This is a genomic window from Kitasatospora sp. NPDC022856 (assembly GCF_055561235.1).
Genome location: NZ_JBVHHE010000046.1, coordinates 1 through 14316, shown reverse-complemented (window position 1 = coordinate 14316; position 14316 = coordinate 1). Strand labels below are relative to the sequence as shown.

General features: G+C 73.4%; 1 protein-coding gene and 1 pseudogene. Both read left to right on the top strand.

Annotation, left to right across the window (positions count from 1 at the left end):
• The first annotated feature begins 40 nt into the window (after positions 1–40).
• Positions 41–1147 carry an HAD-IIIC family phosphatase gene (locus ACZ34W_RS33410; protein WP_329490251.1) on the top strand — a complete coding sequence of 369 codons (1107 nt, stop codon included), beginning with the start codon at positions 41–43 and terminating at the stop codon, positions 1145–1147.
• Positions 1148–1483: 336 nt separating this feature from the next.
• Positions 1484–14316, top strand: a pseudogene (locus ACZ34W_RS33405) (SDR family NAD(P)-dependent oxidoreductase); the annotation flags it as partial.

Genomic DNA, 14316 nt, shown 5'->3' with positions numbered 1-14316 from the left:
ATCCGACCGAAGTCCGACCGAAAGCTGGTAGGAGACCCCCGTGGCTGAGAAGCCAACCCTCGTGAAGTGCCTGGTCTGGGACCTGGACAACACCGTCTGGGACGGCACGTTGCTGGAGGACCCGACCGTCGAACTGTTCCCCGGAATCCACGACACCATCGTCGAGCTCGACTCCAGGGGAGTCCTGCACTCGGTGTCGAGCAAGAACGACCACGACCTCGCCTGGAAGCGGCTCGAAGACCTGGGCCTCGCCGAGTACTTCGTGCATCCCCAGATCGGGTGGGGGCGCAAGTCCGACGCGGTCAGGCTGATCGCCGAGCGGCTGAACTTCGCGGAGACGGCCGTCGCCTTCATCGACGACCTGCCCACCGAGCGCGCCGAGGTCAACTACCACGCGCCCGACATCCGTTGCTACCCGGCCGAGCGGGCGGCCGAGCTGACCGCACTGCCCGAGTTCAGCCCCGAGATCGTCACGGTCGACGCCCGGCGCCGCCGGGAGATGTACCAGGCGAGCTTCCGCCGGGACGCCGAGAAGGACACCTTCAGCGGCCCCGACGAGGAGTTCCTGCGCACCCTCGACCTCGTCATGGAGATCAAGCGCGCCGACCAGGAGGACATCTCCCGGGTCGAGGAACTGACCCTGCGCACCAGCCAGATGAACGCGACCGGCGTCCACTACTCGGACGCCGCGCTGCGTGCGCTGCTGGTCGACCCGGACCACGAGGTCCTGACCGTCAACCTCACCGACCGCTTCGGTCCGCACGGCGCCGTGGGCGTGCTCCTCCTGGAGCGCCACGCGGATCTGTGGCACCTCAAGCTCCTCGCGACCTCGTGCCGCGTGGTGACCTTCGGTGCCGGCGCGGTCATCCTCAACTGGCTGATCGACCAGGCGGCCCGCTCCGGCGCCCACCTCGTCGCCGACTTCCGGCGCACCGAGCGCAACCGCATGATGGACATCGCCTACCGGTTCGCGGGCTTCGCCGACGACCCCTGCGCCTGCCAGGCCGTCCTCGGCGAGCCCGCCGGGGAGGGCGTCCAGCGCCTGCACCTGGTCGCGGACCGCCGCGAGGGGCCGACGACGATGCGGCTGGACTCGCCCGAACTCGCCGCGGCCGCCCCCGAGAAGGACGCCGTCGCCCGAGGGTGAGCGGTACCGGGACTCCCCGGCCGAACGGAAAGGCGCGCCGATCAACCGGCGCGCCTTTCTCGGTTGAACACGTGGTCCTCCGGACGGACCGGCTCATATCCTGACCGTCGGGGGCTCCGGCGGGCCATTTCCCGGATTTCCTCGCACAGCTCCAGTGCGGTTCTTCGACAGCTTTCTGTGCGGCCGTTCTGTTCAGCCCTTTTGCATTGCTGTTTCTCCTTGGCTGAAAGACATTCGACCAGGTATCGCACTCCCAGACTCCGGAATGCCGAGGGATTTGTGAACGAGACTGATGGGCCGGCCCCGACGGAACGTGCCGCAGCCGGTGCGGAGCCGTTGGCGATCGTCGGCATGAGCTGCCGCTACCCCGGCGGGGTCCGTTCGCCCGAGGACCTGTGGAGTCTGCTGGCCGAACGCCGGGACGCCCTCTCCGACTTCCCCGCGGACCGGAACTGGAACCTCGAATCCCTCTACGACGCCGACCCGGAGAGCGCCGGGAGGACCTACCTCACCCGGGGCGGCTTCCTCGACGACGCCGCCGGTTTCGACGCCGCCTTCTTCGGCATCCCGCCGCGCGAGGCGCTGGCGATGGACCCGCAGCAGCGGCTGCTGCTGGAGACCTCGTGGGAGGCGCTGGAGCGCTCCGGCATCACCCCGTCCGCGATCCGGGGCACCCGGACCGGCGTGTTCGTGGGCGCCGAGCCGAGGGAGTACGGCCCCCGGCTGCAGGAGGCGCCTGAGGGCGTGAAGGGCTACCTGCTCACCGGCACCACGACCAGCGTGATGTCCGGCCGGATCTCGTACCTGCTCGGGCTGCACGGGCCGTCCCTCACGGTGGACACCTCCGCCTCCAGCTCCCTGGTCGCCATCCACCTCGCCGTGCAGGCGCTGCGGTCCGGCGAGTGCTCGCTGGCGCTCGCCGGCGGCGTGTCCGTGATGGCCACCCCGGGGAACTTCGTCGCGTTCAGCGGGCTGCGGGCGCTGTCCTCGGACGGCGTCTGCCGCCCGTTCTCGGCCGCCGCCGACGGCACCGTCTGGTCCGAGGGCGCCGGCCTGATCGTCCTGGAGCGGCTGTCCGACGCCCTGCGCAACGGCCACTCCGTGCTGGCCGTGCTGCGCGGTTCGGCGATCAACTCCGACGGGACCAGCGACGGCCTGACCGCCCCGAACGGCCGCGCCCAGCAGGCGGTCATCCGCCGCGCCCTGGCGAACGCGAGCCTGTCCGCCGCCGATGTCGACGCGGTGGAGGCACACGGCACGGGCACCCGGGTCGGCGACCCGATCGAGGCGGGCGCACTGCTCGCCACCTACGGCCGGGAGCGTCCGGAGGGCCGGCCGCTGTGGCTCGGCTCGGTGAAGTCCAACATCGGGCACACCCAGGCGGCCGCCGGTGTGGCCGGGGTGATCAAGATGGTGCTGGCGCTCCAGCACGGCGAGTTGCCCGCGATGCTGCACGCGGAGGAGCCGTCGCCGCAGGTGGACTGGTCGGCGGGTGAGGTGCGGCTGCTGGCCGAGCCGGTGCCGTGGCCCGCCGGGGAGCACACGCGGCGCGCAGGCGTGTCGGCGTTCGGGATCAGCGGGACCAACGTCCACGTCGTCCTGGAGGAGGCACCGCCGGCTGTCGAGACCGCGGAGGCGCCCGACGTGGCGCCGGTCCTCCAAGGCGCCGGTGCGTGGCTGGTGTCGGGCCGGACGGCCGAGGGGCTGACGGCCCAGGCGGAGCGGCTGCGCGACTGGGTGACGGCCCGGCCGTCGGTGGAACCGGCGGACCTGGCGGCGTCGCTGGCGACCACCCGGTCGGCGTTCGAGCACCGGGCGGTCGTGCTCGGGACCGAGCGCGCCGAGCTGGTGGCCGGCCTGGAGAACCTGGCTGCCGGGACGCCCTCGGGTTCGGTGGTGTCGGGTGTGGCGCGGCCGGGTGCCCGGGTGGGTCTGGTCTTCGCCGGTCAGGGCTCGCAGTGGGTCGGGATGGGCCGGGGCCTCTACGAGGGCAGCGCGGTCTTCGCCGAGGTCTTCGACCGGGTGTCCGGGCTGCTGGAGCTGGAGTTGGGCGTCTCGGTCCGGGACGTCGTGCTCGGCGCCGAGGGCGTCGACGAGGCGCTGGCGAACCAGACCTTGTACGCGCAGGCCGGTCTGTTCGCCTTCGAGGTCGCTGTCGCGGCGGTGCTGGAGGCCGCGGGCGTGACGCCGGACGCGGTGGTCGGTCATTCGGTGGGTGAGGTCGCGGCCGCGTATGTGGCCGGGGTGCTGTCGCTGCCGGACGCGGTGCGGCTGGTGGCGGCGCGGGCGCGGTTGATGCAGGCGCTGCCGGCGGGCGGGGCGATGGCTGCGGTCAACGTCCCGGAGGCCGAGGTGCTGGCGGAGCTGGTGCCCGGTGTGGTGATCGCGGCGGTCAACGGCCCGGAGTCCGTGGTGGTTTCGGGTGAGGTCGAGGCCGTCGATCAGGTGGTGGAGCTGTGGCGGGAGCGGGGCCGCCGGGTGCGGCGACTGCGGGTCTCGCACGCCTTCCACTCGCCGGCGATGGACCCGGTGCTGGACGAACTCACCGCCGTCGCGGCCGGGTTGGAGTACCGCCGCCCGAACCTGACGTGGGCGGGTGCGCTTTCGGGTGAGCTGGTCACCGAGCCCGAGGCGGGCTACTGGCCGGCCCAGACGCGGGGAGCGGTGCGCTTCGCGGACGCGGTGGCGACGCTGGCCCGCGAGGGCGTCTCGGTGTTCCTCGAGGTCGGCCCGGACGGGTCACTCTCCTCGCTCGGCGCGGACATCGTGGCCGGCACCGCGAAGGACGAGCCCGTCTTCGTCCCGCTCCAGCGGCGCGACGACGAAGGCACCACGAGCCTGGTGACGGGCCTGGCCCGCGCCTTCGTGCACGGCGTGCCGGTGGACTGGCGTGCGGTCCTGCCCACCGGGAGGCCGGTGGAGCTGCCGACGTACGCCTTCCGGCACAAGCGCTTCTGGCTCGACAGCGGCCCCTCCGCGCAGGTGATGGAGCTGCCGCACGCGGCGGACGACACGGCCGGGGCGCCTCCCCTCGACGCCGCCGAGGGCTTGCTGCGCCGGCTCGCGGGCCTGTCGCGGCCCGAGCAGGACCAGGTGGTCCTCGACCTGATCGCGGCGCACGCCGCGGCCGTCCTCGGACACCCCTCCCCGCAGGCGCTCGACCCCGCGCAGACCTTCAAGGAACTCGGCTTCGACTCGGTGACCGGGGTCGAGCTGCGCAACCGGCTGAGCACCGCGGTCGCCCTGCGGCTGCCCACCACACTGATCTTCGACTACCCGACCCCGGTGGCGCTGTCCGAGTACCTGCGGGCGCAGACGCTGGGGCACACCGACGACACCACGGCGGCGGTTCGGACGGCAGCGGCCGCCGACGAGCCGATCGCGATCGTGGCCATGAGCTGCCGCCTCCCCGGTGACGTCAGCGCCCCCGAGCAGCTCTGGGACCTGCTGGCCACCGGCGGCGACGCGGTCGGCGAACTCCCCACCGACCGCGGCTGGGACCTCTCGCAGCTCTTCGACCTGGACGCGGAGCGCGCCGGCACCTTCTACACGCGCGGCGGCGGATTCATCACCGGAGCCGGGGAGTTCGACGCCGGGTTCTTCGGGATCAGCCCGCGTGAGGCGCTGGCGATGGACCCGCAGCAGCGGCTGCTCCTCGAACTGTCCTGGGAGGCCTTCGAGCGGGCGGGCATCGACCCCAGGCGGCTGCGCGGCTCGGCGACCGGCGTCTTCGTGGGCGCCTCCTCGTCCGGCTACGGCGCCAACGCGCCCGAGGAGCTCGAAGGGCACCTCCAGTCGGGCATCGCGCCCAGCGTGATCTCCGGCCGGGTGGCCTACACGCTCGGCCTCGAAGGGCCGGCGCTCACCGTCGACACGGCGTGCTCGTCCTCCCTGGTGGCGCTGCACCTGGCAAGCCAGTCGCTGCGGTCGGGGGAGTGCTCGCTGGCACTGGCGGGCGGCGTCACCGTGCACGCCACCACGGCGTGGCTCGCCTGGTTCAGTCGGCAGCAGGGCCTCGCGGCGGACGGCCGCTGCAAGGCGTACTCGGAGCAGGCCGACGGCATGGGTATGGCCGAGGGCGCCGGCATCGTCGTGCTGGAGCGGTTGTCGGACGCGCTGCGCAACGGGCACAAGGTGCTCGCGGTGGTGCGGGGTTCGGCGGTGAACCAGGACGGTGCGTCCAACGGTCTGACGGCGCCGAACGGGCCGTCCCAGCAGCGGGTGATCCGGGCGGCCCTGGCGGGCGCCGGGTTGTCGGCGGCCGAGGTGGACGTGGTCGAGGGCCACGGCACCGGCACGCGGTTGGGTGACCCGATCGAGGCGCAGGCGCTGCTGGCGACCTACGGCCAGGACCGGCCGCAGGACCGGCCGTTGCTGCTCGGCTCGCTGAAGTCCAACATCGGGCACACCCAGTGGTCCTCGGGTGTCGCGGGCGTGATCAAGATGGTGCTCGCCCTGCAGCACGAGCAGGTGCCCCAGACGCTGCACGCCGACGAACCCTCCTCGCACGTGGACTGGGAGGCGGGCGCGGTCCGGCTGGCGACATCGGCGGTGGCCTGGCCGCACTCCGAGGAGCGGCCGCGACGCGCGGGTGTGTCGTCGTTCGGCATCAGCGGGACCAATGCGCACGTGATCATCGAGCAGGCGCCGGTGCAGGACGCTCCGGTCGCCCGTTCCGGTGGTGTTGACCTGCCGGTGGTGCCGTGGTCCCTCTCGGCGCGGTCGGCGGAGGGTCTTGCCGGTCAGGCGGAGCGGTTGGCGGCGTTCGTTGAGCGCTCCGATGTCGAAGTCGTCGATGTGGGTTGGTCGTTGGCGGTGTCGCGGGCGGCGTTGGAGCAGCGGGCGGTGGTCCTCGGTGCGGACCGCGAGGAGTTGCTGGCGGGTCTTGCGGCGTTGGCCGGGGGTCGTGAGGTTCCCGGTGTGGTGACCGGGTCCGTGGGGGGTGCGGGCAAGGTCGGGTTCGTGTTCACCGGCCAGGGTGCGCAGCGCGTTGGCATGGGGCAGGGCCTCTACCAGGCGTTCCCGGTGTTCGCCGAGGCGTTCGACGCGGTGTGCGCGGGGCTGGCCGAGCACTTGGACGGTTCCCTCGCCGCCGTGATTCGGGGTGAGGGCCTGATCGATGAGACGGGGTGGGCGCAGCCTGCACTGTTCGCGGTCGAGGTGGCGTTGTTCCGTCTGCTGGAGTCGTGGGGTGTGAGTCCGCAGGTGGTGGCCGGTCATTCGATCGGTGAGCTGGCCGCGGCGCATGTGGCGGGGGTGTGGTCGCTGGAGGATGCCTGTGCGGTGGTGGCCGCGCGTGGCCGGCTGATGCAGCAACTGCCGTCCGGTGGTGCGATGGTGGCCGTCGAGGCCACGGAGGAGCAGGTTCTCGGAGCGATCGCGGGCCGTACTGGTGTCGGTGTCGCCGCGGTGAACGGCCCCAAGGCCGTGGTGATCTCGGGCGTCGAGGACGAAGTATTGCAGGCCGCAGAGCAGTTGGCTGCATCCGGCGCACGCACGAAGCGTCTCCAGGTCTCGCACGCGTTCCATTCCCCGCTGATGGAGCCGATGCTGGAGGGGTTCGCCCGCGTCGTCGCCGCCGTCAGCTACCGCACGCCCAAGCTGGCGATGGTTTCCGCCCTGACCGGTCTCCCGGTGACGGACGAGGTCACGGACCCGGCTTACTGGGTGAAGCATGTCCGCGAGGCGGTCCGCTTCCACGACGCCGCGCAGGCCCTTCGCGCCGCCGGGGTCCGGACGTTCGTGGAGATCGGCCCTGACGGTGTGCTGTCCGGCATGGGCCCGCAGACCCGCACGGACGACCAGGGCGAGCCCGAGGTCTGGCTCCCGCTGCTCCGTCGCGGCCGTGACGAACCCCGCGCCCTGTTCACCGCGCTCGCGAAGCTCTTCGTGCGGGGTGTGCCGGTCGCCTGGGAGCAGGTCTACGCGGACACCGGCGTCCAGCAGGTCGACCTGCCCACCTACGCTTTCCAGCGTCAGCGTTACTGGTTGACCGCGACGGCGGGCAGCCGCGCCGAGGACCTCGGACTGGAGAACCCCGGACACCCGCTGCTCGGCGCCGCCGTCACCCTGCCGGCCACCGGCGGCGTCGTTCTGACCGGAAGGCTGTCACTCGCCGCACAGCACTGGCTGGCCGATCACGTGGTCGCCGGGCAGGCCGTCGTCCCCGGCGCCGCGCTGGTCGAGATGGCCGTGCGCGCGGGCGACGAGGCCGGCTGCACCCGGGTCGAGGAGCTGGTCATCGAGGCGCCGCTGGTCCTCCCGACGCAGGGTGGCGTCCGGGTCCAGGTGACGGTGGACGGTCCCGACGAGTCCGGTCGCCGGGAGCTCGGTGTCTACGCCCAGGCCGAGGAGGCCGCGCCCGACGGGGAGTGGACCCGGCATGCGTCGGGCACGCTGTCGGTCGCCACGGCGTCGGCCGACAGCCTGCCGGCCGAGTGGCCCCCGGCAGGCGCCGAGGCGGTGGACCTCGAAGGGTTCTACCCGGCGCTGGCCGCCAGCGGCCTCGCCTACGGACCGGCGTTCCAGGGGATACGGGCGGCCTGGCGGCGCGGCGAGGAGCTGTTCGCCGAGGTCGCGCTGCCGGACGGCGTGAGCGCCGCCGACTTCGGGCTGCACCCCGCCCTGCTGGACGCCGCCCTGCACGTGATCGTGGGCACGGGCGAGCGCCGGGACCGGCTTGAGGTCCCGTTCTCCTGGGGGAACGTCGACCTGCATGCCACCGGCGCCGCCCTGGCACGGGTCCGGGTGACCCCGGAGCTGACCGGTGAGGGCGTGTCGCTGACCCTGGCCGACGCGACGGGCGCGTTGATCGCCTCGGTCGGTTCGCTGGTCCTGCGGCCCTTCGCGGGCGCCGCGGCACCCGCGAGCGACGGCCTGTTCGGCGTGGAGTGGGTCCCGGCTGCCCTGGACGGCGCCACAACGGAGGGCGGCCGGTGGGCCGTCCTCGGGACCATGGAACTGCCGGGCGCGGAGTCGTTCCCGGATCTGGCGGCGCTGGTGGCGTCGGCGGAGGCCGTGCCCGAGGTCGTGGCGGTGCGGGCCGTGCCGGAGCCGGGTGACGTCCCGGCCGGGGCCCGTCGCGCAGCCGCCGACGTGCTGGGTCTGGTGCAGGAGTGGCTGGCGGCGGAGTCCCTGTCCGCGTCCCGTCTGCTGGTGGTGACCGAGCGGGCCGTCGACGCCGGGCCGGAGGCGCCGACGGAGGTCGCGGCTGCTCCGGTGTGGGGCCTGGTCCGGGTGGCGCAGGCGGAGAATCCGGGCCGGATCGTCCTCGCCGATGTCGAGGACGCCTCCATGGAGGTGCTGCGCCAGGGTGTGGCCTCCGGTGAGCCGCAGTTCGCGGTTCGGGCCGGCCAGCTGCGGGTGCCCCGGCTGGCGCGCGTCGCGGAGGGGTTGCCGGTCCCGGCGGAGCGCGTGTGGAGCCTGGGCTTCCACGAGCGCGGCACGCTGGAGAACCTCACCCTGCTGGGTGCCGAGGAGGCGGGCGCGCTCGCCGCCGGTCAGGTGCGGGTCGCCCTGCGTGCGGCGGGCGTGAACTTCCGCGATGTGCTCAACGTGCTGGACATGTACCCGGGTGACGCGGGCCGGCTGGGCCTGGAGGGCGCCGGTGTCGTGCTGGAGGTCGGTCCGGGCGTGACCGGGCTCCGGCCGGGCGATACGGTGATGGGCCTGTTCACGGGCGCGTTCACCACCGAGGCGGTGACCGACCAGCGGCTGCTGGCCCCGGTGCCGTCCGGATGGACGATGGCGGAGGCGGCCGGTGCGCCGCTGGTGTTCCTGACCGCCTGGTACGCGCTGGTGGAGCTGGCCGGCCTGCGGCGGGACGAGCGGGTGCTGGTCCACGCCGCCGCCGGTGGCGTGGGCATCGCGGCGGTGCAACTGGCCCGGCAGCTGGGGGCGGAGGTGTTCGCGACCGCGTCGCCCGCCAAGTGGGCGGCGGTGCGCGGACTGGGTGTCGGTGCGTCGCACATCGCGTCGTCCCGCACGACCGACTTCGAGGAGACCTTCCGGACCGCGTCCGCCGGCCACGGGGTGGACGTGGTGCTGGACTCCCTGGCCGGGGAGTTCGTGGACGCGTCGCTCCGGCTGACCCGCGCGGGCGGCCGGTTCGTCGAGATGGGCAAGACCGACATCCGTGACGCGGAGCAGGTGCGCCGCGACCACGGGGTCGCCTACCGGGCGTTCGATCTGCTGGACCTGGACCCGGACGTGCTCGGCCGGATGCTGCGGTCGCTGACCCTGCTGTTCGAGGAGGGCGCCCTGCGGCCGCTGCCGGTGGCCTGCTGGGACGCACGCCGCGCGGTGGACGCCTTCCGGTTCCTGAGCCAGGCGCGGCACATCGGCAAGGTCGTCCTGACCCTGCCCGCGACGGCCGCCGGTGCGGGCACGGTCCTGGTGACCGGCGCGTCCGGTGCGCTGGGCGGGCTGGTGGCCCGGCACCTCGCCGAGAGCGGGCGGGCCGAGCACCTGGTGCTGGTCTCGCGTCGTGGCATCGAGGCCGCCGGGATGCCGGAGTTGGTCGCCGACCTGGAGGCGCTGGGCGCCGAGGTCACGGTGGCGGCCTGCGACGTGGCCGACCGCGACGAGCTCGCGGCCGTCCTGGCGGGTGTGCCGCTGACGGGCGTCGTGCACGCCGCCGGGATCGTCGACGACGGGATCGCGGCCTCGCTGAGCCCGGAGCGGTTGGCGGCGGTGATGCGGCCGAAGGCCGACGCGGCCTGGCACCTGCACGAGCTGACCCGCGGCCTCGACCTGGACATGTTCGTCCTGTTCTCCTCGATCGCCGGCGTCTGGGGCAACCCGGGCCAGGCCAACTACGCGGCCGGGAACACCTTCCTGGACGCGCTGGCGGCCTCCCGCCGCCGGGCCGGTCTGCCCGCCGCGTCCCTGGTGTGGGGGCCGTGGGAACACGGCATGACCGCCAAGCTCGACCGGGCCGACTGGCAGCGGATGTCCCGCCAGGGGCTGAAGCCGCTGCCCGCGGCCGACGGTCTCGCCATGCTGGACACGGCGGCCCGCGCCGCCGACGCCCTGACGGTGACGGCCAAGCTGGACCTCGCCGCCCTGCGCCGCTCGGGCGAGGTGCCGCCCTTCCTGTCCGGTCTGGTCCGAACCGGGCATGCGGGCCCGCCCGCCCGGCGCACGGCCGGCGGTCCGGCCGCCGACGGCCGGAACGCGCTGACCACCAGGCTCCTGGCGCTCGACCCCGCCGAGCGGACCGCCGCCGTCCTCGACGTGATCGCGGCGCAGGCCGCCCTGGTGCTGGGCATGGCCGGACCGGAGAGCATCGAGGCCGGCCGAGCCTTCCGCGAGACCGGCTTCGACTCGCTGACCTCCGTGGAACTGCGCAACCGGCTGAACTCGGCGACGGGCATGCGCCTGTCGGCGACGACGGTCTTCGACTACCCGACGCCGGCGGCGCTGGCCGGTTTCATGCTGGGCGAGCTGGTCGGCGCGGCCGAGCCCGGCCCGGCGGGGGCCGCGCCCGCGGTCACGGGCGGCGTGCCCGCTGCCGAGGACCCGGTGGTCATCGTCGGCATGGGATGCCGGTTCCCCGGCGGGGTGTCGTCCCCCACCGAGTTCTGGGAGCTGCTGGAGGCGCGCGGGGACGCGATCGGTCCGTTCCCGACGGACCGCGGCTGGGCGCCGGACGTCCACGATCCGGACCCGGAGGCGGTCGGCAAGAGCCTGTCCGGCGAGGGCGGATTCCTCTACGACGCCGGGGAGTTCGACGCCGGGTTCTTCGGGATCAGCCCGCGTGAGGCGATCGCGATGGACCCGCAGCAGCGACTGCTGCTGGAGACGTCGTGGGAGGCGCTGGAGGACGCCGGGATCGACCCGAACACATTGCGCGGCTCCGCGACCGGTGTCTTCGCCGGCCTGATCTACCACGACTACCTGCCGTTCGGCGCGGTGTCCGAGAACGTCGAGGGCTATGCCGGCACCGGCGGCTCGGGCGGGGTCGCCTCCGGGCGGGTGGCGTACGCGCTGGGGCTGGAGGGCCCGGCGGTGACGGTGGACACGGCGTGCTCCTCGTCGCTGGTGGCGCTGCACCTGGCCTGCCAGTCGCTGCGCTCGGGCGAGAGCACGCTGGCCTTCGCCGGCGGCGTCAACGTGATGTCGACGCCCGGCACCTTCATCGACTTCACCCGGCAGGGCGGTCTGGCCGCCGACGGGCGGTGCAAGGCGTTCGCGGAGTCCGCGGACGGCACCGGGTGGGGCGAGGGCGTCGGCGTCCTGGTGCTGGAGCGGCTGTCGGACGCACGCCGCAACGGTCGCAAGGTGCTCGCGGTGGTGGCCGGTACGGCGGTCAACCAGGACGGTGCGTCCAACGGTCTGACGGCGCCGAACGGGCCGTCCCAGCAGCGGGTGATCCGGGCCGCGCTGGCCGGCGCCGGGTTGTCCGCGGCCGAGGTGGACGTGGTCGAGGCCCATGGCACCGGCACGCGGTTGGGTGACCCGATCGAGGCACAGGCGCTGCTGGCGACCTACGGCCAGGGGCGACCGGAGGACCGGCCGCTGCTCCTGGGGTCCGTGAAGTCCAACATCGGGCACGCCCAGGCGGCCGCCGGCGTGGCGGGTGTCATCAAGATGGTCGCGGCGATGCAGCGCGGTGTGGTGCCGGCGACCCTGCATGTGGACGCGCCGTCCTCGCACGTGGACTGGGAGGCGGGCGCGGTCCGGCTGGTCACCGAGGCACAGCCGTGGCCGGATGCCGGGCATCCCCGGCGGGCGGGCGTGTCCTCGTTCGGGTTCTCCGGGACCAATGCGCACGTGATCATCGAGCAGGCGCCGGTGCAGGACGCTCCGGTCGCCCGTTCCGGTGGTGTTGACCTGCCGGTGGTGCCGTGGTTCCTCTCGGGGCGGTCGGCGGAGGGTCTTGCCGGGCAGGCGGAGCGGCTGTCGGCGTTCGTTGAGTGTGCTGATGCTGATGTGCTGGACGTGGGTTGGTCGTTGGCGGTGTCGCGGGCGGCGTTGGAGCAGCGGGCGGTGGTCCTCGGTGCGGACCGCGAGGAGTTGCTGGCGGGTCTTGCGGCGTTGGCCGGGGGTCGTGAGGTTCCCGGTGTGGTGACCGGGTCCGTGGGTGGTGCGGGCAAGGTCGGGTTCGTGTTCACCGGTCAGGGTGCGCAGCGCGTTGGTATGGGGCAGGGGCTCTACCAGGCTTTCCCGGTGTTCGCCGAGGCGTTCGACGCGGTGTGTGCGGGGCTGGCTGAGCACTTGGACGGTTCCCTGGCGGGTGTGATTCGGGGTGAGGGCCTGATCGATGAGACGGGGTGGGCGCAGCCCGCACTGTTCGCGGTCGAGGTGGCGTTGTTCCGTCTGCTGGAGTCGTGGGGTGTGAGTCCGCAGGTGGTGGCCGGTCATTCGATCGGTGAGCTGGCCGCGGCGCATGTGGCGGGTGTGTGGTCGCTGGAGGATGCCTGCGCGGTGGTGGCCGCGCGTGGCCGGCTGATGCAGCAACTGCCTTCCGGTGGTGCGATGGTGGCCGTCGAGGCGACCGAGGAGCAGGTTCTCGGAGCGATCGCGGGTCGTACCGGTGTCGGTGTCGCCGCGGTGAACGGCCCCAAGGCTGTGGTGATCTCGGGCGTCGAGGACGAAGTACTGCAGGCCGCCGAACAGTTGGCCGCGTCCGGCGCACGTACGAAGCGTCTCCAGGTCTCGCACGCGTTCCACTCGCCGCTGATGGAGCCGATGCTGGAGGAGTTCGCCCGCGTCGTCGCCGCCGTCAGCTACCGCGTGCCCAAGCTGGCGATGGTCTCCGCCCTGACCGGTCTCCCGGTGACGGACGAGGTCACGGACCCGGCCTACTGGGTGAAGCATGTCCGCGAGGCAGTTCGCTTCCACGACGCCGCGCAGGCCCTTCGCGTCGCCGGTGTCCGGACGTTCGTCGAGATCGGGCCTGACGGTGTGCTGTCCGGCATGGGCCCGCAGACCCGGATCGACACCGAGGGCGAGGCAGCCGCCGAGGTCTGGCTGCCGCTGCTCCGTCGCGGCCGTGACGAACCGCGCGCTCTGCTCACCGCCCTCGCGAAGCTCTTCGTGCGCGGTCTGGCGGTCGCGTGGGGCGAGGTCTTCGCGGGCACCGGCGCCCAGCGGATTGACCTGCCCACCTATGCCTTCCAGCGGCAGCGTCACTGGCTGCCGGCCGCTGCCGCCGCGGTGGACGCGGCCGGGCTGGGCCAGTCACCGGCGCGTCATCCGCTGCTGGGCGCGGCGGTGACCCTGCCGGCCAGTGGGGGTCTCGTGCTGACCGGGCGGCTGTCGCTGGCCGGACAACCGTGGCTGGCCGATCACGTGGTCGCCGGGCAGGTGGTCCTGCCGGGGACGGCGCTGGTCGAGATGGCCGTGCGGGCCGGAGACGAGACCGGGTGCGGGCGGGTCGAGGAACTGGTGATCGAGGCGCCGTTGGTGCTGCCCTCCCAAGGGGCGGTCCGGGTGCAGGTCACGGTGGACGAGGCGGACGAGTCCGGCCGTCGTGCCGTGGCCGTCTACGCCCAGGCCGAGGACGCGGCGTTCGGGGAGGAGTGGACCCGACATGCGTCGGGAACGCTGACGCCGGTCGCGCCGGAGGCGGGGGAGGCGCTGACCGAGTGGCCGCCGGCGGGTGCCGAGGCGGTGGACCTCGAAGGCTTCTACCCGGCCCTGGTCGACAGCGGTCTCGCCTACGGTCCGGTGTTCCAGGGGGTGCGTGCGGCGTGGCGGCGTGGCGAGGAACTGTTCGCCGAGGTCGCGCTGCCGGACGGTGTCAGCGCGTCCGGGTTCGGGCTGCACCCCGCTCTGCTGGACGCCTCCCTCCACGTGATCGTGGGCACGGGCGAGCGCCTGGCGCGGCCGGAAGTGCCGTTCGCCTGGGGCGATGTGGTGGTGCATGCCGCGGATGCGGTGGCCGCCCGGGTGCGGGTCACGCCTTCGGGTGAGGGCGTGTCGCTGACCCTGGCCGATGCCACGGGTGCGTTGATCGCGTCGGTGGGTTCGGTGGTCCTGCGCCCCTTCGCAGCGGTGGCGGCGCCGGCCCATGGTGACCTGTTCGGTGTGGAGTGGGTTCCGGTTGGTCCGCTCGGCGCCGCGACGGACGGTGGTCGGTGGGCTGTCCTCGGGACGGCGGAGCTGGCGGGTGCGGAGTCGTTCCCGGATCTGGCGGCGCTGGTGGCGTCGGCGGAGGTCGTGCC